The 26,758-nt window shown below is 68.4% G+C and carries 23 protein-coding genes; 15 read left to right on the forward strand and 8 right to left on the reverse strand.

Going from position 1 to position 26,758, the window contains the following annotated elements:
• Positions 1-7: 7 nt before the first annotated feature.
• Positions 8-358: a hypothetical protein gene (locus ACYVDK_RS15755; RefSeq protein ID WP_460523450.1), complete on the reverse strand. Its 351-nt coding sequence runs from the start codon at positions 356-358 to the stop codon at positions 8-10.
• 165 nt (positions 359-523) lie between these two features.
• Here ACYVDK_RS15755 and ACYVDK_RS15760 point away from each other — a divergent pair, with 165 nt between their 5' ends.
• Both ACYVDK_RS15760 and ACYVDK_RS15765 read left to right on the forward strand, forming a co-directional pair.
• Positions 524-1,846, forward strand: coding sequence for a voltage-gated chloride channel family protein (locus tag ACYVDK_RS15760; protein ID WP_460523452.1), 1,323 nt, complete (start codon positions 524-526; stop codon positions 1,844-1,846).
• 421 nt (positions 1,847-2,267) lie between these two features.
• Positions 2,268-2,855, forward strand: coding sequence for a TetR/AcrR family transcriptional regulator (locus tag ACYVDK_RS15765; RefSeq protein WP_460523455.1), 588 nt, complete (start codon positions 2,268-2,270; stop codon positions 2,853-2,855).
• 402 nt (positions 2,856-3,257) lie between these two features.
• On the opposite strand, the gene ACYVDK_RS15770 is transcribed toward ACYVDK_RS15765, so the two are convergent.
• The 4 genes from ACYVDK_RS15770 to ACYVDK_RS15785 all read right to left on the reverse strand — a co-directional run bounded on the left by ACYVDK_RS15770 (position 3,258) and on the right by ACYVDK_RS15785 (position 9,367).
• A complete protein-coding gene (locus tag ACYVDK_RS15770) occupies positions 3,258-4,580 on the reverse strand; it encodes an MFS transporter (RefSeq protein ID WP_460523457.1) in 1,323 nt (440 codons plus the stop codon).
• A gap of 286 nt (positions 4,581-4,866) precedes the next feature.
• A complete protein-coding gene (locus tag ACYVDK_RS15775) occupies positions 4,867-5,613 on the reverse strand; it encodes a LysM domain-containing protein (RefSeq protein ID WP_460523459.1) in 747 nt (248 codons plus the stop codon).
• Between the two features lie 528 nt (positions 5,614-6,141).
• A complete protein-coding gene (locus ACYVDK_RS15780) occupies positions 6,142-8,256 on the reverse strand; it encodes an acyl-CoA dehydrogenase family protein (protein ID WP_460523461.1) in 2,115 nt (704 codons plus the stop codon).
• A 193-nt stretch (positions 8,257-8,449) separates the two neighbouring features.
• Entirely contained in the window at positions 8,450-9,367 is a 918-nt protein-coding gene (locus ACYVDK_RS15785; protein ID WP_460523463.1) for a DUF4436 domain-containing protein, read from the reverse strand.
• Positions 9,368-9,854: 487 nt separating this feature from the next.
• On the opposite strand from ACYVDK_RS15785, the gene ACYVDK_RS15790 reads away from it, so the two are divergent.
• The 3 genes from ACYVDK_RS15790 to ACYVDK_RS15800 all read left to right on the forward strand — a co-directional run bounded on the left by ACYVDK_RS15790 (position 9,855) and on the right by ACYVDK_RS15800 (position 11,811).
• Entirely contained in the window at positions 9,855-10,427 is a 573-nt protein-coding gene (locus tag ACYVDK_RS15790; protein WP_460523465.1) for a DUF1697 domain-containing protein, read from the forward strand.
• Positions 10,424-11,008, forward strand: coding sequence for a YdeI/OmpD-associated family protein (locus tag ACYVDK_RS15795; RefSeq protein WP_460523467.1), 585 nt, complete (start codon positions 10,424-10,426; stop codon positions 11,006-11,008). Before ACYVDK_RS15790 ends, ACYVDK_RS15795 begins: the two co-directional genes overlap by 4 nt.
• A 113-nt stretch (positions 11,009-11,121) precedes the next feature.
• Positions 11,122-11,811 carry an MBL fold metallo-hydrolase gene (locus tag ACYVDK_RS15800; protein ID WP_460523469.1) on the forward strand — a complete coding sequence of 230 codons (690 nt, stop codon included), beginning with the start codon at positions 11,122-11,124 and terminating at the stop codon, positions 11,809-11,811.
• 183 nt (positions 11,812-11,994) lie between these two features.
• Here ACYVDK_RS15800 and ACYVDK_RS15805 read toward each other — a convergent pair whose 3' ends face one another.
• Entirely contained in the window at positions 11,995-12,300 is a 306-nt protein-coding gene (locus tag ACYVDK_RS15805) for a hypothetical protein (protein ID WP_460523471.1), read from the reverse strand.
• Between the two features lie 128 nt (positions 12,301-12,428).
• A complete protein-coding gene (gene recQ / locus ACYVDK_RS15810; RefSeq protein ID WP_460523689.1) occupies positions 12,429-14,300 on the reverse strand; it encodes a DNA helicase RecQ in 1,872 nt (623 codons plus the stop codon).
• Between the two features lie 449 nt (positions 14,301-14,749).
• On the opposite strand from recQ, the gene ACYVDK_RS15815 reads away from it, so the two are divergent.
• The 3 genes from ACYVDK_RS15815 (at position 14,750) to ACYVDK_RS15825 (ending at position 17,141) form a co-directional block, all read left to right on the forward strand.
• Positions 14,750-15,343: a hypothetical protein gene (locus ACYVDK_RS15815; protein WP_460523473.1), complete on the forward strand. Its 594-nt coding sequence runs from the start codon at positions 14,750-14,752 to the stop codon at positions 15,341-15,343.
• A 320-nt stretch (positions 15,344-15,663) separates the two neighbouring features.
• A complete protein-coding gene (locus tag ACYVDK_RS15820; protein ID WP_460523475.1) occupies positions 15,664-16,449 on the forward strand; it encodes a YcnI family copper-binding membrane protein in 786 nt (261 codons plus the stop codon).
• Entirely contained in the window at positions 16,449-17,141 is a 693-nt protein-coding gene (locus ACYVDK_RS15825; protein WP_460523477.1) for a copper resistance CopC family protein, read from the forward strand. Before ACYVDK_RS15820 ends, ACYVDK_RS15825 begins: the two co-directional genes overlap by 1 nt.
• Before the next feature lie 51 nt (positions 17,142-17,192).
• On the opposite strand, the gene ACYVDK_RS15830 is transcribed toward ACYVDK_RS15825, so the two are convergent.
• A complete protein-coding gene (locus tag ACYVDK_RS15830) occupies positions 17,193-18,596 on the reverse strand; it encodes an FAD-dependent oxidoreductase (RefSeq protein WP_460523479.1) in 1,404 nt (467 codons plus the stop codon).
• Between the two features lie 124 nt (positions 18,597-18,720).
• Between ACYVDK_RS15830 and ACYVDK_RS15835 the strand changes: the two genes are divergently transcribed.
• The 7 genes from ACYVDK_RS15835 to ACYVDK_RS15865 all read left to right on the forward strand — a co-directional run bounded on the left by ACYVDK_RS15835 (position 18,721) and on the right by ACYVDK_RS15865 (position 26,696).
• The gene (locus ACYVDK_RS15835; protein WP_460523481.1) at positions 18,721-19,323 is read left to right on the forward strand and encodes an SDR family oxidoreductase; all 603 of its coding nucleotides are present in this window, start codon (positions 18,721-18,723) and stop codon (positions 19,321-19,323) included.
• Positions 19,324-19,638: 315 nt separating this feature from the next.
• Entirely contained in the window at positions 19,639-20,667 is a 1,029-nt protein-coding gene (locus tag ACYVDK_RS15840) for a hypothetical protein (protein ID WP_460523484.1), read from the forward strand.
• Positions 20,668-20,816: 149 nt separating this feature from the next.
• Complete coding sequence (locus ACYVDK_RS15845) at positions 20,817-22,703, forward strand: MFS transporter (protein WP_460523486.1); 1,887 nt, start codon at positions 20,817-20,819, stop codon at positions 22,701-22,703.
• 20 nt (positions 22,704-22,723) lie between these two features.
• A complete protein-coding gene (locus ACYVDK_RS15850; RefSeq protein WP_460523488.1) occupies positions 22,724-23,239 on the forward strand; it encodes a MarR family transcriptional regulator in 516 nt (171 codons plus the stop codon).
• A 555-nt stretch (positions 23,240-23,794) separates the two neighbouring features.
• Positions 23,795-24,649: an ABC transporter ATP-binding protein gene (locus ACYVDK_RS15855; protein WP_460523490.1), complete on the forward strand. Its 855-nt coding sequence runs from the start codon at positions 23,795-23,797 to the stop codon at positions 24,647-24,649.
• A complete protein-coding gene (locus tag ACYVDK_RS15860) occupies positions 24,646-25,530 on the forward strand; it encodes an ABC transporter permease (RefSeq protein WP_460523492.1) in 885 nt (294 codons plus the stop codon). The genes ACYVDK_RS15855 and ACYVDK_RS15860 overlap by 4 nt, the downstream gene beginning before the upstream one ends.
• Positions 25,531-25,601: 71 nt before the next feature.
• Positions 25,602-26,696, forward strand: coding sequence for an ABC transporter substrate-binding protein (locus tag ACYVDK_RS15865; RefSeq protein WP_460523494.1), 1,095 nt, complete (start codon positions 25,602-25,604; stop codon positions 26,694-26,696).
• The last annotated feature ends 62 nt before the right edge of the window (positions 26,697-26,758 follow it).

The raw sequence follows: 26,758 nt of genomic DNA on the forward strand, positions 1-26,758 counted from the left end.
GCTTACGCTACCAGCCGATCGCACGCCATGCGGAGATGAATCCGACCGCCCAGCACGCCACGCACAGCACGAACGCGCCGAGCGTGATCCACCAGCTCGGGGCCCTGCGCAGCATGCGCACCAGACCGCCGACGAAACCGGCGAGCGCGACGACGATGGATGCCGCGCCCGCAGCGAACAGGCACGCCACCGCCGCCTCCGAACTGCAGGATTGCGGCGGGCAGTAGTCCATAAAAGCGAGGCCGAAGATCGCCGCGAACGCCGCGATGCTGATGAAAGCCCCGGTGACGAGCCACACCACGACCGAGATCACGATGTCCCAGACGATGTACGGCGGCTTCACCCCCTGGACGCTCATGCCGCGAGTCTACGAAGCGTGTATGAACGTCTGCCCGGCGCGCTGAGTCCCACGACATCGCGGAAATCCGGCACCGCACGACCGGCCGGCTCGGCAACTCACCCGTCAGATGTGAAGTCTGCCGCTCTCGGGGCGGACCCCGCGGCACGCACCTAGCGTGAGGGCGTGGCGGACACGAGCGCGCGACCGGCTGCGGCGGACGACGGAGCCGGGCCGAGCATCCGCGCGCTGCTCCTGCTCTCGCTGCCGGCGCTGGCCATGGGCATCGTCTCGGCGGTGGTTCTCTGGCTTCTCGATCTGGTCTCGGAATGGCTGCAGGATGGACTGTGGGATGCCCTGCCGCACTCGTTCGGGATCGGCTCCGACAATCCGTGGTGGATTCTCACGGTTCTCACGGCGACAGGCTTCGCCGTCGGACTGGTCGTCTGGCTCCTGCCAGGACATGGCGGCCCGGACTCGGCCACGACCGGCCTCTCCTCGCCCCCTCCTGCGGCGCGAACGCTCCCGAGCATCGCCGTGGTGGTCATCCTCGGCCTCGCGGGCGGGGTGAGCCTCGGCCCGGAGAACCCGATCATCGCGATCAACTCGGCGCTCGCCGTCGTCACGCTGGCGCGATTCGCCTCGAAGGTACCGCCGCGGCTCGTGATGCTGCTGGCGTCGGCCGGCACGATCGGTGCGCTCTTCGGCACACCCGTCGCCGCGGCGCTCGTGCTCACCGGCACGGTAGCCGCCGCCAAGGGCGGGGGGTCACTCTGGGACCGGCTCTTCCTGCCGGTCGCCGCCGCGGCCGCGGGCTCCGTCACCATGCATCTGCTCGGTGGACAGAGCATCGCATTCCACCTTCCACCGCTCGGCTCGCCGCAACCGCTCGACTTTCTCACCGGCACCATCGTCGCGATGTTCTCGGCCGGTGTCGGGATCGCCGCAGCCTTCGTGTTCCCGTACCTGCACTCCGCGTTCCATGCGCTGCGGCATCCGCTGCTCTTCACCACACTCGGCGGGCTGTTCCTGGGGTTGCTCGGCATCATCGGCGGGCCGCTCACACTCTTCAAGGGGCTCGAGCAGACCGGCGAGCTGCTCGCCCACCCTCAGTCCTACTCGGCCGGCACACTCGCGCTCTTCGCCGGGGTGAAGATCGTTGCGCTGCTCATCGCTGCGAGCGCCGGATTTCGAGGCGGCCGGGTCTTTCCCGCGGTCTTCATCGGTGTCGCGATCGGATTGTTCGCGCACGCCGTCATTCCCGGCATGCCGCTCGGACTCGCCGTCGCGTGCGGCGGCCTCGGCATCGTCATGGTCGAGACGCGGGATGGCTGGATCGCCCTGTTCCTCGGCGTCGCGCTCACCGGCGACCTCACCGTGCTGCCGATCCTCTGCGTCATCACGCTCCCGACGTGGCTGCTCATCACGAAGGCGCCCCCGTTCGAGATTCGCGAGAAGACGGCGACGCTGCGCGCCGGCGGGGGCCGAGCGGCCGGGCTGCCGGGCTGAGCCGTCGGCCCGGAGGACTGGTCGCCCGCCGTGCCGAGTGGGCGGCCCAGACCGGGCGGAGCGGACGGCTGGGTGGGCGGAGTGGCGGAGCGGGCGGCTCGGCCCGACGAGCGGAGCGGACGGCTCGGCGGGCGGAGTGGTCGACTCGACGGCCGAAGTGGGCGGCTCGGCCGGCGGAGGGGACGGCTCGGTGGCGGAGCGGTTAGCTCGGCCGGCGGAATGGTCGACTCACCCGGGCGGAGTGGACGACTCGGCGGGCGGAGCGGGCGGGCGGAACGGATGGCCTGGCGGCGGAGCGGACGGCTCAGCGGCGGAGTGGACGACTCGACGGGCCGAGCGGTCGACTCGCCTGGTGGCGCGGTCGGCTCGACTGGAACCCGTTGATCCCGTTTTGAACAGGTCTGTCTGATATGATGCGCGCATGGCAGCACACGACAAGGGCCCGTCGCCACGGGAGCGTCTGCTCGCCGCCGCCGACGAGCTGTTCTACGACGAGGGCATCCACACCGTAGGCATCGACCGCATCATCGAGAAGGCCGGCGTGGCCAAGGGCTCGCTCTATTACAACTTCGACGGCAAAGACGACCTGGTGCGCGAGTATCTGCTCGGCCGCCATGCCCGTTCCGCCGCACGCGTCGAGGCGGCGGCAGCGGCGGTCGACGACCCGCGCGAGAAGATCCTCGCCGTGTTCGACGAGTTGGGCACCGCCCTGCGCGCACCCGGCTACCGCGGATGCGCCTTCTCCCGAGCGCTCGCCGAGGCCCAGCCGGGCAGCGCCGAGGTGGAGGAGTCCGCGAGCTACCGCGGCTGGATGCACGGGCTCTTCGGTCGGCTCGCCACCGCGCTCGACGTGTCAGATGCCCCGACCCTCGCGGAACGTCTTGTCGTGGTCTACGACGGTGCACGCATGGGATTCCAGATGGACGGCGATCCGCGAGTGGCAGAGTCGGCGCGCGCCCTGGCCGAGCAGCTCGTGGACGCGGCAGCGCGGACATCCACCGCCCACTGATCGCGACAGCCCAACCGGCCGAAGCGCCGCCTCAGCGCCACCCTCGCCGCACGACCCGCCGGGCCACCCGAAGCGACATCCTCGTAGCGCCGTCCGCCGGGGCCACCCGTAGCGCCAACCGAAGGCCCACCCGAAAGGCATCCGAAGAGTGATCTCGGGCCCACCCGAAGCGCCGCCGAAGGGCTAGCCCTCCGCACGATCCGCCGGAAACCGCACGGTGTGCCGGACGAACGGCGCCCGTTCACCCGGCCGATCGTGCGGTTTCCGGCGGATCGTTCGTCGACGCGACGGCCACGGGCGACCGGCGGCAGGGGGCCACACGGTCCCGACCGGCGGCACAAGGCCAGACGCCCCCGACCGGTAGGCGGGCCGACCGGTCGGAGGCATCAAGCGGGAGTGGGATCAGACGGTCGCCGTGGCGCCGGTGTTCGGGCATCCGGTCGCCGCATGGGCTGCACGGGCGCGTTCCGCGGCAGCGGCTCGCTGCCGGGCGACCAGGCGCTGCTGGGCGAGCAGCCCGACCACCGCGGCGAGGGCGATCACGACGCCGTAGAGCACGACGGTCGAGGTGAGTCCGAGGGGTGCGATGAGGAGGCCGCCGAGGATGGCCGGCAGACCGAACGACAGATAGGCGACGGTGTAGACGGCGGCGAAGAGCCCGGCCCGCTCGTGCGGCAGCGCGATACCGGTGAGCACGCGAAGGGCTCCGGAAAGCGAGGCGCCGAAGCCGGATCCACCGATCACACCGCCGACGATGAAGAACGCCAGCGACCCGCTGTAGACGGAAGCCACGATGATCGCACCGCCGATGAAGACGGCGACGACGGCGAAGAGCAGCACGCGGCGCTCGGCGATGCGGCCGAGCACGAACCCGACGACGGCGGCAGCGGCCGGCGCGGCGAACGCGGTGATGCCATCGACGGCTCCGCTGTCGATGTGGAACACGCGCAGCACGATCGTCGGCCCGAGGCCGAGGAACAGCGCACCGAGCGTCCACGTGGCGACGATGCCCGGCACGGCGGCCGCGAACTCGGTCCGCGCTGCACGCGGCACGGCGATGCGCGGAATGAGGCTTCGCACGGCGCCGCCCTGGCGGGTCGAGGTCTCTGGCGCGAGCACCGCCACCACGAGGCCGAGCACCGCGACAACGGCGAGCACCGCGAACACGAAGGCATCCGCAGCGGCGGTGAACTGCATCGCCAGGCCGGCGAACAGCGCACCGAGCGCCAGACCGGCCGGCGGCACCGCGCCGCCCATGATCGATCCGAGCCGCTTGAATCGCTCGGGCGCGAGCTCGACCATCGATGCCGTGAACGCACTGGTCGCGGCACCGGTCGCGATGCCCTGCAGCGTGCGCGCCGCTGCCACCCACCAGATATCGGATGCCACGACGAAGCCGAGCATCGCCACAGCCTGCACCGCGAGGGCGGCGATCAGCACCGGGCGCCGACCGACGTGGTCCGACAGCTTGCCGGTGACGAGCAGCGCGGCGATGAGGCCGAACGCATACGCCGCGAACGCCAGCGTGAGCGCCCACGACGGGAATCCCCATTCCTGCTGGAGCAGGAGCAGGATCGGCGTCGGCGCGCCGGATGCCAGGTACAGCCCGACCGCGGCGAGCGACGTTCCCGCGAATGCGGCCCCCGTCGGGAGGATGACGCGCCGTTTCACGGTCGCCAGAGGCGCGGTTGGATCGCTGACGCGGTGCGAGACCTGTGAAGTCATGCTTGGCCTTCTCTCTTTGAACCGATCTGTTCAAGAGATTAGACCGGTCTGTTCAAGAAGGCAAGGGGCGACCGCCCCCGACTGCCGTGCCGCCATCCCCCCGACAGCCGTGCCGCAAATCCCCGCGACCGCCGTGCCGCAAATCGGAGACACGCCGGCTACGCATCCGTGGCGGCACTCCTTGTGCGGCCGGTTCGGCGTGTCTCCGATTTGCGGCACACGCCCCGCGTGCGCTGCGGCCATGGCTCCCCGCCGCGCCGGAGCGTGTCTCAGATGCGGCGTTGTCTCAGATGCTGTTCGGATCCAGGTTCAGCGTCGTCCCCGCGTAGAGGTACTGCTGGTCGCCGAACACCTGAAGATTCGCGTTGAGCCAGATGAGGTCTTCGATCGAGATGCCGAAGCGTTGCGCCACCACCCCTGTGATGTCTCCCGGCGCGATGAGATAGCTCTTCGGAGCGCCGCCGGCCGCGGTCGCCGTCACCGTGCCTGCCGCATAGGTGCGCGCACCGCCATCGACCGGGTGCACGTTGGACTGTCGGACGGGAATGTTCCAGGTCACCGTGCTGACGGCCAGAACCTTGTTGGGTCCGAGTTCCACGGGGACGCCGTCTCCGGAGGCCACGGACGAGTAGGTGACCAGGGCCACGAGGTACGACGGCTGATCCTCGGAACCGAGTGACACCGACGAGCTCTGCCCCGATGTCGTCGGTCCGCCGAGGAGATGGTCGCCCACGCCGTGCCACGTGAGCCCGTCGCCGACCCTGGGCGCGATGTCGATCAGCGTGACCGACACCGGGATCGGCACGGTCGAGGTGAATCCCGAGTACTGGGCCGTGAAGGTGTTGTCGCCGTTCGCGACCACCTGGTAGTGGTAATGGATGCTCCCCTTCGGCGACGCGACATCACCGTGCGCGACCACCGTGCCGGCCGGCACCGGGGTCAGCGTCGGGGCCGGTTCCGGCGTTCCGCCCGGCTCGGGAGTGGCCGGATGCGACATGGCCGGGTCGGCCACAGCGGCCGGAGACGTAGGCACCGCCGTCGGTGTGTGTCTCGAACGGGTGTGCGTCGCGTGAGTCTTGGCGGTCGCGGCGACCCCGGAGCATCCGCTGAGAGCCGTCAAGACCGCGATCGAAGTTCCGACCGCGATGATCCAGCGACCTCGCGGTCGACGCGCCTTTGCTCCCCGCTCACCGCCGGCCGCACTGCCGGCATCTAATAGCTGCACGGCGGCATACTAGCCGCGCGTCTAGCCTGGCCGTCCGCCGGAGCGGACCAGGTCCGCCGGAGCGGGGCGCGCCGGACCAGGGGGATCCGCCGGAGAACGGACGGCACGCCGGATCAGGGGGATCCGCGGGAGAACGGACGGTGCGCCGGAGAACGGACGGTACGCCGGAGAAGAGACGGTCACCCGAGATGACGCGGTCCGCCGGAGAAGACCCGATGCGCCGGATCGAAGCGGCATCGCCATCCGGCGCATCGAACGAATTGCGGCCGACCGTGCGGCCGAGATGCGGCTACTTCTTGTGATGCAGAGACTCACTACTTCTTGTGATGCAGAGACTCACTTCTTCTTGTGGTGCAGCGTCTTCTCGTCGATCGGAGCGTTTCCGGATGCCCGAAGCGCGCGGTAGTACTCCCGTGCCTCGTCCTGTCGTTCGGCTTCGGCACCACTGGCGATGTTCGCCCGCAGGTGCTCCTGCTCGAAGCCGAACGCATCCACCAGGGACTGCGCATGCGGACGCAGCCGCGCGACGAGCCGGTCGATATAGGCGGTGACGGCCTGCGCACGCTGCGGAGAGAGCCGACCATGGATGATGTGCCAAGCGACGTGCTTCTCGACGAGCCCGAGGCCGAACAGGTCGCGCATCCAGGTGAGCACCTGCTTGGTTCCGGCGTCTTTCACTGTGTCCAGCGTCTCGGTGAACGCCTCCCACTGCAGCAGCTCGCCGTGCGCGCGTGCCGCCTCGATGAGCTCGTTCTGCTGCGAGTTGAACAGTGCTGCAGCCTTGTCCTTGGGCAGCTTGTTCGCGTGGCGCAGACGCGTGGCGACCTCGGCGATCATCGTCTCCACGCGGTCGGTGAGCAGCTCGCGCTGCGTCTCGGGGTCCCGCAGCTGGCCCACCGAGCGAGCCGTAGAACCGAAGTCGGCGACCGTCTGCGCCAGCCGGCGCAAGCCGGAGCCGTGGTACGCCCGGTCTGCGGCCTGGGCGACCACGTAGCGGGCGAGAGCACCGGCATCCGCCTTCGCGAACTTCTTCGAGTAGTCCGTGAGCAGGCGCTTGGCCACCAGCTGCAGCAGCACGTTGTTGTCGCCCTCGAAGGTGACGTACACGTCGAGGTCGGCGCGCAGGCTGACGAGGCGGTTCTCGGTGAGGAATCCGGCGCCGCCGCACGCCTCGCGGGCCTCCTGCAGCGCGTCGAGGGCATGCCAGGTGGAGAGGGGTTTCAGGGCGGCGGCGAGAGTCTCGAGGTCTTGGCGGTCGTCATCCGTGTCGGCTTCGCCGCTGAACACGTCGTCGAACTTCAGCAGCAGCTTGTCGTGTGCGAAGTACTGCGCATAGGTCGTGGCGAGTCGAGGGATGAGACGCCGCTGGTGCCGCTGGTAGTCGAGCAGCACCTCCTCGTCGGTGTCGCTGCCTGCCGTGAACTGGCGGCGCTGGTTGCCGTAGGTGACAGCGATGGTCAGCCCCATCGCGGCGGCGATGGTGGATGCACCGTCAAGCGACACCCTGCCCTGCACGAGCGTGCCGAGCATGGTGAAGAAGCGGCGCCCTGGACTTGAGATCGGGCTCGTGTAGGTGCCGTCTTCTGCGACGTCTCCGTAGCGGTTCAGCAGGTTGTCGCGCGGGATGCGCACGTTCGTGAAATGCAGGCGTCCGTTGTCGATGCCGTTGAGGCCGCCCTTGAGACCGTCATCCTCTCCGCCGATGCCCGGCAGGAACTCACCGGTCGCGGCATCGCGGATCGGCACGTAGAAGCAGTGCACGCCGTGGTTCACGCCGTTCGTGATCAGCTGCGCGAAGAGGGTGCAGGCCAGGCCGTCCTTCGCGGCATTTCCGAGGTAGTCCTTCCACGCGCCGCGGAACGGCGTGTCGATGACGAACTCCTGGGTCTCGGGGTCGTAGGTGGCGGTGGTCGCGATGGAGGCGACATCCGAACCGTGCCCGGTCTCGGTCATCGCGAACGCACCGGGAACCTGAAGGCTCATGATGCCGGGCAGGTAGAGATCGTGGTGCTTCTGCGTGCCGAGGTGCATGACGGCGGCGCCGAAGAGGCCCCACTGAACGCCGCCCTTGATCTGGAGCGACGGGTCGGCGGTGACGAGTTCCTCGAAGGCCGCGATGTTGCCGCCGTGGTCGTCGCCGCCACCGACGGATGTCGGGAATGCGCGGTGCACTTGCCCGTTCTCGACCAGCAGCTTCAGCTGCTCGAAGACGCGCGCGCGGTGTTCGTCGAGGCTCAGACCCTCGACCCGCTGCAGCGCGGGGTTCTTCGCGAACTCCAGGGAGGCCAGGCGCACGTCGGCCCACGAACCCAGCAGCGTGCGGCCCAGCTCGGCCAGGTTCACCTCGGCCGGCGGGGCGTCCACGTCGACGGGGCCGGTCTGCAACGTGTACGAGGACCGGTCGGGTCTCGTGACGTGCTCGGATCCGGGCTTCGAAGCGGTGTCGACCATCGCAAGACCTTTCTCGAGTGGGGAGTTACGCCTTTCACGTTAGGCAGGCGCGCTTGGAGCGACCAGTTCGGCGTGCGGATGCCACAAAGGGCCCTTTGAGGTCGGCGCGGATGCCTGTGGCTTTGCGCAAGGGTCTCGTAGGTTGAGCTTGTCGAAACCGCACCTGACAGGGAGCGGCGTGGTTTCGACAGGCTCAACCAGCGGAGTCCGGATGCGACCAGCGCGCCCAGGCGGCGACGTAGATCGCCAGGCCGACGACGAGTCCGGCGACGACCCAGAGCACGACGGTGAAGTCGATCCACGATCCGATCGGGGGCGAGCCGGGCAGGAATGTGCGCAGCGGAATGGTCGCGAACAGCATGGCGCCCATCCATCCCATGAACGAGGGTTCGAGCTTGCGCCTGCCTCGGAAAGCGGTGATCGCGACGAACAGCACGAGGCACGGCATGACGACGAGCAGGGCCAGCAGTACGAACGCGAACGCCACTGTGCTGCCTGAGCGGGTCGCCTTCACGTCGACGTGCGGCCATTCAGTGACGGCCCCGGCGAGCGTCGTGGGCAGTGTCGTCGGCATGGCGCCCTTCGCCGCGACGTCGACCCGCCATCCTGGAACGTCTCCCGAGAACCACACTTGCGTCGGGATCGGACGCTCGACACCGCCGCTCGTCACATACGCGAGCACCACGAGCTGGTCGGTGCGGTAGCCGTCGAACGGCCAATTGCCGATCTCACCGTCGGCGATCAGCTTCACCGGCTTCGTCGCAAGCACCGAATCGGCCGGGAACACGAGGGACTGGCTCCCATCGATCGGCGAGACGATCACGTGGATGTCGGAGGCGAGAACCAGCCTTCCGCCCGTGAAGAGCGATGAGGAGGGTTCGACGTGCACGCTCAGATCGATGCGCTGGTGGGCGGCATCCACTCCCTCCACGTTCAGCACGACCGTGACTCCGCCGTTCTCGGGCTCCGGTTGGGAGGGACCGAGCGCTGTCACGCTGCCACTGAACGCATACAACGTCACGACGACCGCGTAGGCCAGCGCGAGCGCGACGACGACGGCCGCGACCCGCACGACCGTGCGGCGGCTCGGCGCGCGGCGTTCACTCCCCACGGGCCTAGAGCCTATGGCGATGACGGATGCCCGCCCTGGCGCCCCGCGGGAGCGGCGTGAACCGCCGCTTGCTCGGCACGGCCGACGACCGGGTGACGGCGTGCAGTCGGCCACGGATCGGGCGATCGGCCGGAGTCCGTGCGATCGGCCGGAGTCCGTCGAATCGGCCGGAACCCGTGCGCTCGGCAGGAACCGTGCGCTCAGCCGGAGTCCGTGCGCTCAGCCGGAGTCCGTGCGATCGGCCGGAAAACGTACGATCGGCCGGATGCATCCGGTCCGACCGTGCGGCGCACCGAGCGTTTTCCGGCCGAGCGTGTGCTGGTGGGCTCGCCGGCGATGGTTCGACGCCATGGTTCGACGGCATGGTGCGACTGGAATGGCTCGACGCCGTGGTTCGACGCCCATGGCTCGGCGGCGTGGTTCGACTCGGTGGCTCGACTCGATGGCTCGACGCCACGTGTCACCGGCTCCTGGCATGCTGGTCGGCATGACCCGGTTCATCGCCCTGCTGCGCGGCATCAACGTGGGCGGACGCACCATCAAATCGGCCGAGCTCGCCGAGGTGTTCCGTTCCCTCGGATACGACGCCGTGAAGACCGTGCTCGCCAGCGGCAACGTGGTGTTCGACGCGGAGGGCGAGGCATCCGCGCCGCGTGCTGAAGGTCTGCGGACAGACATCGAAAGGGCGCTCGGCGACACGTTCGGCTACGACGCGAAGGTGCACGTGCTCGATACGGCTTCTCTCGCGGCGATCGTCGATGCGTACCCGTTCCCCGAGCGCGACGGCTGGCACCGTTACGTCGTGTTCCTCATCGGTGCGCAGGGCGCACCCGGCTCGACGAACCGGCCGACCGACTTGGATGACGTCGCCCGGCACGCCTTCGACCTCACGATCGACCCGGAGCTCGAGCAGCTCTCCGACGGCGGCCCCGTTCTCTATTGGACGGTCGAGCGCGGACACACGCTGGACAGCGTAGTCGGCAAGGGCATCGGGGGCGGTCGTGGCAGGGCACTGACCACCAACCGCAACCTCAACACGTTGCAGAAGCTGCTGCGATGAGCGCTGAACGACCGATCCTTCGGCTGCCCGACGCGGATGCCTGGCGCAAGTGGCTGAAGCAGAATCACGTTGCGAACGAGGGCGTGCAACTCGCGCTCGCCAAGGGCGGTGCGCCTGGCGTCACGTATGTGCAAGCCCTCGACGAGGCGCTCTGTTTCGGGTGGATCGACGGGCGCAAGCAGGGACTCAGCGACACCGAGTGGCTGCAGACCTTCACGCCGAGGCGACCACGGAGCATGTGGTCGAAGCGGAATCGCGAACACGTCGAGCGACTCGAGCGCGAGGGACGCATGACCGACGCGGGTCGGTCGGAGGTCGATCGCGCAAAGGCCGACGGGCGGTGGGATGCGGCATACTCCGGCTCCAGGGACATCGAAGTCCCCGAAGATCTCGCGGAGGCGCTGGCGTCGAGCCCACAGGCATCGTCGATGTTCGAGACCCTCACGAGTCAGAACCGGTTCGCCATCCTGTTCCGCATCGGCAACGTGAAACGGGAGCAGACCCGAGCCCGCAAGATCGCGGAATACGTCGCGATGCTCGAGCGAGGCGAGACGATCTACCCGCAATTGAGGCGAGAGTAGTAGGAGCTTGCTCCTACTACCGAGCCGATTGCAGCGGGTTGAGCGGCGCAGCCGCGATCATTCGCAGAGGAGAGCGGCGCCGGCCGCAAACACCCGCAAAGGAGACGAGAATCATGACCCTTTGGATCTGCGCGACCTGCGCCGTCGAGCACGCCGACTCTCCCGAACCACCCGCCGAGTGCGCGATCTGCAGCGACGAACGGCAATGGGTGCCCAGTACCGGGCAGAGGTGGACGACCGCCGAGGAGCTACGGGCCGCCGGCATGCGGGTGGAGCTGCGCGAGGTCGAGCCCGGAATGGTTGCGGTCACGAGCGATCCCGCGGTAGGAATCGGGCAGCAGTGCATGCTGGTGAAGACCGCGGCCGGCAATCTGCTGTTCGACCCGCTCGGGTACGTCGATGAGGATGCCGCAGCACGCGTGCTCGACCACGGCCCGGTGCTGGCGATCGCGGCAAGTCATCCGCACATGTACGGCGCTCAGGTGTCGTGGTCGCACGCGCTCGGCGATGCGCCCGTGTACGTCAACGAGGCCGACGCGGAGTGGTTGCGGCGGCCGGACGACGTCATCCGGCTCTTCCGCGGCACCCTCGAGCTGACGCCGGGGCTTGGGCTGCACACGTTGGGCGGTCACTTCCCCGGAAGCACCGCGGCGTTGTGGGATGCCGGCGCGGAGGGCAGAGGCGTTCTGCTGGCGGGCGACGCGATCTTTCCGAACCCGAACGGAACATCCGTCTCGTTCATGCGCAGCTACCCCAACCTGCTGCCGCTGTCGGCCGCGGTCGTCGAGCGTCTCGCGAGGTAGGCGCTCGGGCTTCGGTTCGATCGGCTGTTCAACAACTTCGGCAGGAGCGTGCCCCAGGATGCGCACGCGGTGATCCGGACATCCGCCGACCGCTACATCTCGTGGGTGCGAGGAGACCACGACGACAAGACCTGAGGCAAGGGGAACGGAGTCGGAGCCGCGCGGCGCACCCGCCGGTGCCGCTCACGAATGCGCCGCGCGGCCGAAGTCGGCCCCGTCGACTCCGTCGTACCGCTCGAAGGTCGTCGGCATCGGAAGCCCTGACATCGCCTGCGCGCGCTGGATCTCGGGCAGACCGGTGAAGCGGAGTGCGCCGTCGGAATCGCGCCAGAGGTTGTAGACGGTGAGTCCCCGCTCGACCTGCACGGTCACCGATGAGATGGCACCGTACTGCGGCGCGTACTCGGCGACGACCGGGTCGAAGAACTCGCGTTTGGAAGCAAGGAGCTCCTCCGGGTCGCCGACGAGCGTGTGGATCGTGAAGTACATCGCTGGACTCCTCCCGGGCACCGCGACGCCATCGACGCCATGCCAGTGCGAGCTTACGGCGGCGGCGAGATGTCTCCCAGTGCCGGCGCTGCTGACCGACCACGGGTGGGGTTCTCGGATGCAACCGTTCAGGCTGCAGGTGCTGCGGCGACGACGGCGAGAACATCTTCGCCGTAGGTCTCCAGCTTTTTGGCGCCGACGCCGGAGATCTGCGCCAGTTCGGCCAGCGTGCTCGGCCTGGCCGAGGCGATTCCGCGCAGCGTCGCGTCACCGAACACGATGTATGCGGGCACGCCCTCGTCCTTCGCCTGCTCGGTGCGCCAGGCGCGGAGCGTCTCGAAGAGCGGATGCGCCGCTTCGGGCAGCGCCTCCACACTCGCCTTGGCTGCGCGAGAGCGCGAGGTCCGCTCGGCCTGGTGACGAAGCAACACCTCGCGCGATCCGCTCAGCACGTCCGCGCTGGCGGGCGTGATCGCGAGCGTGCCGTATCCGTCGTCGTTCACCGCGAGAAGACCCAGCGCGAGCAGTTGCCGCACGACCCCGCGCCACTGCTGCTCGCCGAGGTCGTCGCCGATGCCCCAGGTGCTGACCGAGTCGTGGCCGTACTGGTCGACCCGCGGAGTGCGCTTGCCGCGCAGGATGTCGATGAGGTGCCCCGCACCGAATCGTTGGTTGCGTTCGCGCTTGAGCCGCACCACCGTCGAGAGCAGTTTCTGCGCCGGAATCGTGCCGTCCCACGTCTGGGGCGGGTCGAGGCACGTGTCGCAGTTGCCGCACGCGCCTGAGGCCTGTCCGAAGTACTGCAGCAGGTTCTGGCGTCTGCAGTGCACCGTCTCGCACAACGCGAGCATCGCGTCGAGGTGAGCCGACATGCGACGTCGGTGCGCGAGATCACCGGGCGATTCCTCGATCATCCGCCGCTGCTGCACCACGTCTTGAAGGCCGTACGCCAGCCATGCCACCGCGGGCTCGCCGTCACGGCCTGCGCGGCCGGTCTCCTGGTAGTAGCCCTCGACGGACTTCGGTAGATCGATGTGCGCGACGAAGCGCACGTCGGGCTTGTCGATGCCCATTCCGAACGCGATCGTCGCCACGATCACGACGCCGTCTTCACGCAGGAACCGGGACTGGGCACGGGCGCGCGTGCCTGCGTCGAGCCCTGCGTGATAGGCCACGGCGTCGATGCCGTTCTGGCGCAGATGCTCCGCCGTCTGCTCCACGGTCTTGCGGCTCAGCGCGTACACGATGCCGCACGCGGCGCCCTCCCCCGAGCGCGCCCCTTCGACGGGCTGCTCGCGCTCCGGGAGCGGGGGCGCGAACTCGTTCTTGATGAACGAGACCAGCTGGCGCCGCACCTCGTTCTTCTCCACGATGCGGTACTGGATGTTCGGCCGGTCGAAGCTGGCGACGAAATGCTCGGCGTTCTGCAGCCCGAGGCGTTCCGTGATCTCCCGATGCGTGGCCTCGGTGGCGGTCGCGGTGAGCGCGATGCGCGGCACATCGGGCCAGCGCTGCGCCAGCTCGGAAAGCCCGAGATAGTCGGGACGGAAGTCATGGCCCCACTGCGAGACGCAATGCGCCTCGTCGATGGCGAACAGCGCGATCTTTCCGCGCGACAGCAGTTGCTTCGTCTGCTCGGAGGACAACCGTTCCGGCGCGACGTAGAGAAGGTCGAGCTCGCCGCGCAGGTACGCGCGTTCCACGGATGCCCGGGCTCCGGCGTCCTGTGTCGAATTCAGGTAGGCGGCGCGCACGCCCACCGCGCTCAGCGCGTCTACCTGGTCGTGCATCAGCGCGATGAGGGGGGACACCACCACGCCCGTGCCCTCGCGAACGATCGACGGCACCTGGTAGCAGAGACTCTTGCCACCGCCGGTGGGCATGAGCACCACGGCGTCGCCGCCGTCGACGAGCCGGTCGATGACCTGGGCCTGGTCGCCGCGGAACGCGTCGTACCCCCACACGGTCTGCAGAACGTCGAGCGGGTCGGCGCCGACCATGCGCCGAACGGATGCGCGCTCCAGCTCCTCCTCGAATCGGTCTGCGTCGCCGTTGCCGCGGGGTTGCCGGGCTCGACCGCGTTCGTCGGAGGGCAGCGACTCGGGCCCATAGTCGTCGTCGGGCGGGACGAGTTCGTCGGGGTCCCAGTCCGTGACGTTCCCCTCCGCGGCATCGGTCGGGTGCGGCGGCGGTTCGAACGGTTCGGGCAGGCTCACCGGACCAGGCTAACCGGAGCTCCCGACGGCAAGGCGGGCGCCTTCGGCCCCTGTGCGAAACCCGTTCTCCACAGGTGGCGCCACGCGAGCGCGAGCGCGGTGCTCCCCGGTCATCGCCCTGACCGCGGCTTCGCCGCTCAACGGCTCAATCGGGTCGAGGAGACGAGCAAGCTCGCTGTGCTCCCCCTCAATCGCCCTTAGGCTGGAGGAATCCACATTCACCAGGGGACGGCATGACCTCACGCGGCCTGCGCACGCTTCGCGGCACCGCCGCCGCGTGCTTCGCCGTCTTCGTCGCTGCGCTGTTCCACGACGCTGCGGGAGGCGGGCTGCCCTCCCTGCTCGCCGTGTCGCTGTCGCTGGCGTTCGCCGTTCCGCTCTGCGTCGCGCTCGCCGGGCGCCGCATCTCGCTGTGGCGTCAGGCGGCATGCGTCGGCGTCAGCCAGCTGCTGCTGCATCTTCTCTTCGGTCTCGGATCGAATGCCTCGGGCATCGCCTTGCACGCTCCTGCCGGTCACATGCACATGGATGAGCACCTCGCCCTGACGGCGGGGACCGCGATGCCGATGCACAGCGACAGCCCGCTCATGTTCGTCGCCCACGGCTGCGCTGCGCTCATCACCGTCGCGGCGTTGCGTCATGGCGAGCGCACGCTGCATGCGCTGGCGACCTTCACCGCGCTTCTCGTCACGGCCATCGCACGACTGGTCGCCGTAGCGATCGACAGTCCCGCACGGATGCCCGTGCAGACGCGCCCACTCACACTCGCGTCGCCCAGGCGCGTGCTGGGCTCGCTCCGCCATCGCGGACCTCCCGCCTTCGTCTGACCGCGAGTCGCTTCGGCAAGGCGACGCGGCCACCGTGTCCGTCACCATGGCATCCGAAGTCCCCTGTCGCACAAGGCGCAGGTCGGGCGCGCGTGGACGGCATCCGGCGAGACACGACTCAGAGGCGTGACTCAGAACCGGTGCGGCCCGTCGCCGAGCATTCCGCCTTTTGCACGACATGCGCGCGACCACGACCACGCACCGGCATTGCGGCGACACCCAGCGCATCGACACCCAGCGCAGACAACCGGCGCAGTCGATCAGCTCAGACATCCATCACGCAGCGCGTTCATATACGCGCGCAGGCATACGAGAGAGACATGACCAAACACACCCTTGCGGTCGCAGGCGCGACCGCCGTCGCGGCCATCGCCCTGGCGATCGCGGCACCACTCACCGCGAGCGCGCACGTGCGCGTGGATCCGGATCAGGCAGCGGCCGGCGGATACAGCGTGCTCACCTTCCGAGTGCCCACCGAGTCCGCAACCGCGGGCACGGTCGGGCTCGAAGTCGACTTTCCGGCCACGACTCCGTTCACCGCCGTCTCGTACCAACCCATCCCCGGCTGGTCCGCGAGCGTCACGACCTCGAAGCTCCCCAACCCGGTCAAGATCTCCGGAGCGACGGTGACGGAGGCGCCGACGAAGATCGTGTGGACGGCCGATCCCGGTGTGCAGGTCGCCCCTGGGCAGTTCCAGCAGTTCGTCATCTCCGCCGGGATCGTGCCCGACACCGGCAAGATCGTCATGCCGACCATCCAGACATACTCCGACGGGTCGGTCGTGAGGTGGGACCAGCCGACCCCCGCATCGGGCGAGGAGCCGGAGCATCCTGCACCCACGCTCTACGTGAAAGACGCCCCGCCCTCGTCGTCGACGACGGCACCGACCGTGGTGAGCAGCACGCCGGCTCCGGCTGCTGCCTCCAGCGCGTCGCCGATGGACGCCGCCGCGCTCGGCCTGGGCATGGCGGGGCTTGCGCTCGCGGCGATCGCCCTCGTGGTGGCAGTGCTCGGGCTCACGCGGAGGAGGCGACCGGCCACGACAGCGGGCACCGAGCCTCCCGCGGGACCACCGCAGTCGCGCACGCACGAGGATGGCGCCTGATGCTGCCGCACGCGACACGGCGCTCGTCGGCGCCGACCACTCGGGTGCACGACGGGACTCGCACCCGCCGTGCACCGATCGGCCGCGCTCTGCGGGCCGGGATCGCGGTCGCCGCCCTCGCGGCGGCCGTGGCCCTCGGTCCGCTCGCCGCCGCTCCGGCGAGCGCCCACGATTACCTGGTCGGCAGCTCGCCGAAAGCGGGATCGACGCAGACGACACCGATCGACAGCGTGAAGCTCACGTTCGACGACGTCGTGCTCGACCTGTCGAAGACGAGACCGGGCGCTCTGCTGCAGGTGACCGGCCCCGACGGCGCGAGCCGTCATTTCGAAACCGGATGCCCCACTATCAGCGACCGCAACGTCACGGTTCCGGTCGCGCTCGGCGGTGCAGGCAAGTACCTGGTCACGTGGCAGATCGTGTCGTCCGACGGGCACGTCGTGTCGGACTCGATCCAGTTCACCTACGCACCGCCGGCCGGCACGAAGGCCGCCGCAGGTTCTGCGGTCAGCCCGTGCAAGGGTGCAGGCGCGAGTGCCGCCCCCAAGGCCGGAGCGGGCACCGCACAGGGCACGGTGAACTCCGGCGCGATCGTCATCGTCATCGTGATCGCGGCGGCGATCGTGCTGCTCGCACTCATCGCGGTCGTGGTGATCATGCTGACCAGGAGACGGCCGCGCGACGAGGACTGACTCGGGTTCCCGCCTCGACGATGCGGTGGAGCCGATGCGTGCCTGCGTGGTCTACGACAGAGCCCCGAACAGGTCGTTCAGTGACTCCGTCATCGAGGGATGCGTGTAGATCCCGTCACGCAGTTGCTCCGCCGTCGCTCCGAACCGCATCGCGACAGCGACGGTGTTGATGACCTCGTGCGAATCGTAGGCGAGCATCGTCACCCCGAGGATCTCGCCGGTGGCGGCATCCGTGACCGCCTTCATCACACCCCGGGTGTCGCCGACGATGCGGGCGCGCGGCACGGTCGCCATCGCTTCGACGTCGCGAACCGCCGTGCACAGGCGGCGCCCTGTCGCACGCGCCTCGCGCTCGGTCAGCCCGACGCGTGCGAGCGGCGGAGTGCTGAAGATCACGTGCGGCACGGCAACGCGATCAGCTATGGAGCGCACGCCTGCGCCCAGGAGTTGGTCGAGCACGATCCGGTAGTCGTCGAGGGAGATGTAGGTGTGCTGTGCTCCACCGTTGACGTCGCCGACGGCGAAGACGTGCGGAATGCTCGTACGCAGCTTCTCGTCGACAATGACCGCACCCCGGCGATCCGTCTCGATGCCCACCTGCTCGAGCCCGAGCCCATCGGTCATCGGTCGACGCCCGAGCGCGGCGAGCGCCAGGTCGCCTTCCACCGACTCGACGACGCCGTCCGCGAGTGTGTAGTCGACCCGAACGCCCCCGGAAGTGGTGCGCACACCGCTCGCAGTCGCGTCGGTGACGATTCGAACACCCTGCTCGTCGAGCAGGGCCGCCACCCGCTCCGAAATGTCGTCGTCTTCGGCAGGGAGAATGCGGGCACGTCGATGCAGCAGCGTCACGTTCGTGCCGAACGATGCCTGCATCGAGGCGAACTCGACGCCGATGTATCCGCCGCCCAGCACGATCAGCCGCTCGGGCCGCGTCGAGCGCGAGAGCAGTTCGGTACTGGTCACAACGCGACCGTTGTCTCGCAGGCCCGGAATCTCCGGCAGTGCCGGAACGGCACCGGTGTTGATGACGATCGTCTCGGCGTGCACAGTGAGGCGATCCTCGCCCGCCGCCACCAGCAGCGTGTGAGCATCGATGAACGACGCCCGACCGGTGATGACGGTGGCGCTGTCGGGCGAATCGAGCATGGCGAAGTTCTTGGCGCGCAGGAGTGCTGTGAGCTCGCTCGTCTGACCAACAGCGGTCGACCAGCGTGCGCTGCCGTCGACCTGACGTCCGAGGAGTTCAGGATGCTCACCCCGATACACCAGCGCCTTGGTCGGCACACAACCGATATTGATGCAGGTTCCGCCGTACATCTGGGCGGACTGCTCGATCATCGCCACGCGTCGGCCCGCCTTCGCCAGCGCCGCCGCGAGTGTCTTGCCGCCCTTGCCGAACCCGACGACAGCGAGGTCCACGTCGAGCGTGGATGATGCGTTTTCGGATGCCATGGACCCAGTGTGAACCTTCGAGGCGACCGTGACCGAAGCCGCCGGATCGTCGGCGGCGACTTCGATGCCCAGGCCACCGGCACCAAGCACGTCATGCGCCCCGGTGTCCGGCAATACTGGACACGTGACCACCCACTTGATCACCGGCGCATCCTCCGGCATCGGCGCCGCGCTCGCGCGCGCACTGCACGATCGAGGCGACGACCTGGAGCATCCGGAGTCGTTGCGGGCATCCGTCGGCGATCGGATGCCCGACCGCCTCGACTCGCTGCTGCACGTCGCCGGGGTGGTCGACCTGGGTCCGGTGTCGGAGTTGCCGGCCGAGGTGTGGCGGCGCACTCTCGACGTGAACCTCGCGGCACCGGCGGAGCTGACCCGGCTGGCGCTGCCGGCGCTGCGCACGGCGCAGGGACGGGTCGTGTTCGTGAACTCCACCGCCGGGCTGAATGCATCGCCGAACTGGAGCGCCTACGCGGCGAGCAAGTTCGGCCTGCGCGCCCTCGCAGATGCCCTGCGTATCGAGGAGCACAGCGGCGTGCGGGTGACGAGCGTGTATCCGGGACGCACGGCGACGCCTATGCAACAGAAGGTGCACGAGCATGAGGGCACGGAGTACGACGAGGCGGACTGGATGCGGCCGGAATCGGTGGTCACGGCCGTACTGACGGCGCTCGACCTGCCGCGCGACGCGGACCTCACCGACATCCGGGTGCGTCCGGGCGCGTAGAGCTCGCCCGCGGAAACGGGCGCGGCTGCGTGTTCCGCGGAGTCGGAAGGCGCCGATAACCAGTGGCGTTTGCCGGCGCATCCGTCCTCGTGGCTTGACGCGGAAGACGTGACCCGGGTGAGTCGACTCCGTCACGGCCCGCCGATCGGACGACACGGCGGTCGGCCGGTCAGCTGGTCGAGGATCGTCCCTGGTCGGGTCCGGTCAGAGGACGGCGACGCGTGCCCCCGAGCGTGAGGCTGAGTGTTATCAAGCAACCGCGCTTGAAGGCACCGACCGGCGAGGCCGATGCCGAGACCGAAAGGAATGCAGAAAATGGCAATCGTCCTCAAGGCAGCCGCAGCGGCTCTCGCTGCGATCACCATGGTCGGCGCCGGCGTCGGCGTCGCGTCAGCCGCCGAGCCCACACATCCGGCCAGCACCGACACCGTCAAAAGCGCCAAGGCGCAGTGGTCTCGCGGGTTCGACTTCCATAACACCGCGACCGTTCCCATGGTCTTCACCAACCAGAGCTGGCCGACCGGCATACCGCTGGGCACCGTCGTGCTTCCTGGCCAATCGCTGCATTTCGAGGTTCCCTACGACGGCGGAATGATGGAGAACTCCTACCTGGAGTTCACCCCGAAGGCGGGCTACGGCGCGAGCGGAAAGATTCAGTTCACGCTGACGATCGAGGGTGTGGCGAACACGAACTCGACCTGGACCGGCGAGGACGGCATGTCGGGATTCGACGGGATCACCGACGACCGGAACCTGTACGTGGTCGACCCGGCCGGCACCGACATCACCCTGGACGGCAGCACCAACGCGCAGGCCCAGCAGGAAGCCACCGCCTTGCACCAGCTTTGCGACGACTCGACCCTGGCGACGTGCCAGTTCGACGTGAAGACCGAGGACCCGACGGCCAGGGGCCCGGCCCATCAGGTCGGCATCAGCGTGGTCAACCACCAAGACAACCCGGTGGTGTTCAAGAAACTGGAGACCGACAGCGTCGGCGTCTCCGACAGCGTCGGCGTCAGCGTCTCCGCCGGTGGGCAACTCTTCGGGCTGATCAACACCGCCGTCAACGCGTCGTATCAGCACAACATCAACTCCAGCTCGGCTTACACCAACGAAGTCGACATGAGCGTCGATCCCGGTGACACGGTGTGGGTGCTCGACACCGCTCCCGTGATCCGGGACACCGGCGACTTCACCATCACCATGGGCAACACCACCTACCACCTCGATCACGTCTCCTTCGACAGCCCGGACGCCAACCGCGAAGGCCAGTGGCAGACCTGCTCCCTGCAGAGCAAGGTGCAGTGCTCGGTCCGTCCCGACGGGGCCGCCGGCGAGCTGTAAGACGCCAAGGCCCCGGCCGGGGCGGCGGCGGCGGCTGCGGCGGGCGACGACGACGGGGGACGACGACTATAGTTGTTTCACAACAAGCAACTACTTTTCGACACATTGCAGCCCCAGCGCGAGCCGTGCCGAACCGTTCCTGGAGTTCTGTGACAGCCGCCGCCACACCGCCGCCCTCCCGTGCCCTCTTCGGCAAGGAGCATCCGCACTACAAGTGGGTCGCGCTCAGCAACACCACGCTGGGCATGCTGATGGCCACGATCAATTCGTCGATCGTGATCATCTCGCTGCCTGCCATCTTCAAGGGCATCCAGCTCAACCCGCTGGAGCCGGGCAACGTGAGCTACCTGCTCTGGATGCTCATGGGCTACATGCTCGTCACCGCGGTGCTGGTCGTGACGTTCGGGCGCCTCGGCGACATGTACGGCCGGGTGCGCATCTACAACCTCGGCTTCGTGGTGTTCACCGTGGGGTCGATCGCGTTGGCGTTCGATCCATTCACGAACGGACCGGGGGCGATGTGGTTGATCGTGTGGCGCTTCGTGCAGGGCATCGGCGGCGCCATGCTGTTCGCGAACTCCACGGCGATCCTGACGGATGCCTTCCCCGCCAACCGCCGGGGCATGGCGCTCGGCATCAACCAGGTCGCCGCGATCGCAGGAAGCTTCATCGGCCTCATCGTCGGCGGCCTGCTCGCCGTCATCGACTGGCGAGCGGTGTTCTTCGTCAGCGTTCCGATCGGCGTCATCGGCACGATCTGGTCGTACATCTCCCTGAAGGAGGTCGGCACGAAGAACCCGGGCAAGCTGGACTGGCCGGGGAACATCACGTTCGCGGTGGGGCTGACCGCGCTGCTCACCGCGATCACCTACGGCATCCAGCCATACGGCGACAGCTCCACCGGGTGGGGCAGCCCGTGGGTGATCGGCGGCATCGTCGCCGGGGTCGTGCTGCTCATCGTGTTCGCGTTCATCGAGTTGCGCTCCCGGGCGCCGATGTTCAACATGCGGTTGTTCCGCATTCGCGCGTTCGCGATGGCGAACCTCGCCGGACTGCTGGCCTCGGTCGGCCGAGGCGGCCTGCAGTTCATGCTGATCATCTGGTTGCAGGGCATCTGGCTGCCGCTGCACGGCTTCAACTACGCAGACACCCCGCTCTGGGCGGGCATCTACATGCTGCCGATCACGATCGGATTCCTCATCGCGGGACCGCTGTCCGGCACGCTCTCCGACCGGTTCGGCGCCCGGACGTTCGCCACCGTCGGACTGCTCATCGTCGCGCTGACGTTCGTGCTGCTGCTGATCATCCCGGTGAACTTCGAGTACTGGCAATTCGCCATCATCACGGGTCTGTCCGGCATCGGATCCGGCATGTTCGGCGCGCCGAACCGCACCGCCATCATGAACAGCGTTCCGGCGAATCAGCGAGGTGCGGCATCCGGCATGGCGGGCACCGTGCAGAACGCGGGAACGTCGCTGTCCATCGGGCTGTTCTTCTCGCTGCTCATCTCGGGACTCGCCGCGTCACTGCCCTCCGCCCTCTACAACGGACTCACCTCGCACGGTGTGCCTGCGGCGGCCGCGCAGAAGATCTCAGAGCTGCCCCCGGTGGGGAGCGTCTTCGCCGCGTTCCTCGGCTACAACCCGATTCAGAGCCTGCTCGGCCCGACCGGCGTGCTCGACAAACTGCCGAAGGCGGATGCCGCAACCCTCACCGGCAAGGAGTTCTTCCCGCAGCTCATCCAGGGGTCGTTCCACGACGGACTCGTGGTGGTGTTCATCGCCGCCGCCATCATGTCGCTGATCGGCGCCGTCGCCTCGTTCAGCCGAGGCAAGAAGTTCGTGCACGTCGACACCGTGCCGACACGTCTTCCCCACACCGCAGACCGGCACGGGTTCGCCAGCGCGCCCGAGCTCGGCGAGGGCCACGATGCCGCTTCCCGAGCAGCCGCCCCCGCCGCCGTGACGGCAGCCGACACCCCCACGGCTGCCGTCACGGGATCCTCCACACGCAACACCGGCAGTCCCGGCGTCTGACGACGGCCTAGGATCGACGGATGCCCGCCCCACTCGGCAAGGAACGCCGCGACACCGCCCCCGATGCCCGATCGGCGGCGGGCACCGACCGGGCGGAGACCGCGGCGCGCCTGGCCGTCGTCGTGGGGCGCATCAACCGGCGCATCCGTGCCGTCGGCGAGGGCCTGACGCAAGCACAGCTTTCGGCGCTCTCGAGCATCGTGCGCAAGGGACCCTTGCGTCCGGGCGACCTCGCGCGCATCGAGTCGGTCTCCGCCCCCAGTGCCACCCGAGTCGTCGCGGAGCTGGAATCACGGGCACTCATCGAGCGGGAGCCCGACCCGGCCGACGGACGCTCGTCGCTCGTGAGCGCGACCGACGCCGGCCAGGACGCCGTGCTCGCCGCCCGCGCCGAGCGGGCCAAACGCATCTCGGTGCTCCTGGCCGGACTCGACGACGACGAACTGGCCGCAGTGGTCGCCGCCCTTGACGCCCTCGAGATCGTGGCGGTACACGTGCCTCTGCCGCCGAGAGCCGAGGCCGATCGCGCCGACTGAGCTCGGCATCCGTGTGCGCTAGCACGGAGATCCGGGCGACACGCCGACGAAGATCGGCCACTTCCCGTGCACAGTCGGCGTGTCTCCGCGGGAGCGGCGGCCGGTTCGATGCGCCGTGCGCCCCCGCGCTGAGCACACTCGGTTCACGCTCACCCACAAGCACGGCGAGCACCTGGGCTTGACGTGCTCGGCTGCGGCGGCGAGGCGTCCGGCAGCGACGAACGATGCGCCGGAGATCGCACGATCGGCCGGACGGCGACCGCCCGGACCTCCGGCGCATCGTGCGATCTCCGGCGGATCGTTCGACATCGCCCACGTCGCAGCAGCGTGCACGAAACGCACACAACGGCGAGGAACGCGCTAATCGACGGCTATGGCGCACAAGCGAGACAAGCATCCGCTGCGACGCACAACATGGTGCATCACCTTGAGCGGCGCAGCCGCGATTACTGACCACTGAGGCGAGAGCGAAGCGAGATTGCTCGCATCGCCGAGCCGACGGAGTCAGCCCAGCGGCGCAGCCGCGAGTACCGAAGACAGAGAGGTCTTGAACCGATGAGTGATCGCACTCCCCGTCGCGACCGCGCTCCGATCGCACACGAAGACGCGGCACGCATTGAAATCCAGGGACTGACCAAACGGTTCCTCACCCCGAAGGGCGAGCCGTTCACGGCCATCCGCGACGTCACGCTCACGGTCGAGCCGGGCGAGTTCTGCGCCATCGTGGGACCGACCGGATGCGGCAAGTCGACGACGCTGGCACAGGTCTCCGGGCTCGAGAAGCCGAGCGGAGGCGGGGTGCGCGTCGGCGACAAGCTGGTCGACGGCATCACGAACGGTGTCAGTTACATGTTCCAAGCCGACTCCCTCTTTCCGTGGAAGACCGTGCTCGGCAACGTGATGATCGGGCCGACCCTGCTCGGCACGCCGAAGGCCAAGGCCACCACCCTGGCGCTGGACTGGCTGCGCCGCGTCGGGCTCGCCGGCTTCGAAGACCGCTACCCGCATCAGCTCTCCGGCGGAATGCGCAAGCGCGTCGCCATGGCTGCCGCACTGATCAACAACCCGCGCATCCTGCTCATGGACGAACCGTTCGGTGCGCTGGACGTGCAGACGAAGGCGATCATGCAGACGGAGCTGCTGCAGCTGTGGGAGCAGTTGCGGCCATCCGTGCTCTTCATCACGCACGACCTCGACGAGGCCGTCGCGCTGGCGGACAAGGTCGTGATCATGACCAGCAGTCCGGGAACCGTGAAGGACGTCTTCGAGATCGACCTGCCGCGCCCGCGCGGCGACGTGCAGGAGATCAGGCACGAGGAGCGCTTTCTTCAGATCCAGGGACGGATATGGGAGTCACTCAAAGAAGAGGTCACCAGGGCATACGAGCAGACGACGGGAGTCGCGGCATGAGCGCCACCACGGCAAAGGTCAACGGCTACTACGCGATCCCCTCCGACGAGGTCGCGCTGCAGGCATCCGCTCGTCGTGCGCGCAGCAAGCGCACCATGTGGATCTGGATCGGCCGCGCCGCACTCCTGGTCTTCGTCATCGGCGGCTGGCAGTTGTGCACTCAGCTCGGCTGGGTCGACAAGTTCTTCTACGGGCAGCCGTCGGGCATCTGGAACAGCCTGGTCAAGCTCTTCACGCAGGGCACGGCGTTCGGCTCGATCTGGGAGAACCTGTGGATCACCGTGCAGGAGGCGGTGCTCGGGTTCCTGCTCGGCACGGCCACGGGCATCCTGTTCGGAATCGTGCTCGGCTCGAACCGATATCTCGCCTCGGTCTTCGGGCCGTACATCAAGGTCGTGAACTCCATTCCCCGCATCCTGCTCGGCGCGATCTTCGTGGTCGCGTTCGGACTCGGGATGTTCCCCAAGGTGCTGCTGGCGGCCGTGCTGGTGTTCTTCGTCGTGTTCTTCAACGCGTTCCAGGGCGTTCGCGAGGTCGACCCGAACCTGGTCGCCAACGTTCGCGTGCTCGGCGCCTCGCCGCTGCAGGTGGCGCGGCACGTGACCATCCCGTCGGCGATGACCTGGATCATCGCGAGTCTGCACACCGCGTTCGGCTTCGCCATCATCGGCGCGCTCGTGGCCGAGGTGCTCGGCGCGCAGAAGGGCGTCGGCCTGATCATCACGCAGGCATCCGGCAACTTCGACCCCGACACCGTCTTCGCCTGCATGGCGATCATCGCCGTCGTCACGCTCGTGGCCGAGTACCTCATCACGCTGCTCGAACGCGTGCTGCTGCGCTGGCGCCCGCCGAACCGTTCGGAGACCCAGCAGGCCGTCTGAACTCCCCACCCGAAGCACCCACCCTCGCACCACATCGGCCGAATCGGCCACGACGAAAGGAAAGCACTCACATGCACGCACGCAAGGTGTTGGCAGTGGCTGCGGCCGGAGCACTGGCGCTCGGCCTCGCCGCCTGCAGCAGCAACGGATCCGGCGGAACGGGCGGCGCCACCCCGGCGGCCAAGTCCGTACCCACCGTGAAACTCATGGTCGGCGGCATCGACAAGCAGATCTACCTGCCGTACCAGCTGGCGCAGAACCTCGGCTACTACAAGAAATACGGCGTGAACGTCGAGCTCTCCACCGAGCAGAACGGCGGTGTCGGCGCCGAGGATGCCATGGCATCCGGTCAGGTCGACATGGCCGGCGCCTGGTACATCCACACCGTCGACTTCCAGTCGAAGGGCAAGGACGTCATCAACCTCGTGCAGCTCTCCGGCGCACCGGGAGAGCGCGTGATGTGCGGGACGAAGAGCGGTGTGCACTCCGCTGCCGACTTCAAGGGCAAGACGCTCGGCGTCACCGACCTCGGATCGGGAACGGATGAGCTGACCCAGTTCCTGGCATCGCAGCACGGGATCTCCAAGACCGACTACCACACGCTGGCCGTAGGTGCGGGATCGACGGCGATCGCCGCCATCCAGCGCGGATCGGCAGACTGCGTCATGACGACCCAGCCCACCGTTGGCGCCTTGGAGTCGAAGAACCTGGCGACCACCGCGGTCGACCTGGCCACCACGAAGGGCGCTCAGAAGGCGCTCGGCGGCGCATGGCCGGCAGCGGGCCTCCTCGCCCGCGCCGACTGGGTGAAGTCGCACCAGGATGCCGCCCAGAAGGTGGTCGACGCGCTCGTCGCCACGATGCACTGGATCAGCAGCCATTCGGCCGCCGACATCGCGAACAAGCTGCCGTCGGACTTCGTGCAGAACGCGACGATCAGCAAGCAGCAGTACGTCGACGGGCTGACCACCGACAAGGGTCAGTTCCTGCCGGACGGCATCATGCCTGCCGGCGGGCCCAAGGTGATCTTCAACATGGAGAAGACGCTCGGCGTCGACACCTCGAAGATCACGTACGCCGACACGTTCACGAACAAGTACGCGGAGGCCGCCAACAAGCTGGAGGGCTTCACGACCACGACCACCCCGGCCGGTTCGAACGGCTGAGGTAGCCGCGAGCGAAGCGGGTCGAGGGAGGGCACCCTCGACCCGCTTCGCTCGCTCAGGAG

Source organism: Humibacter antri (genome assembly GCF_054777235.1).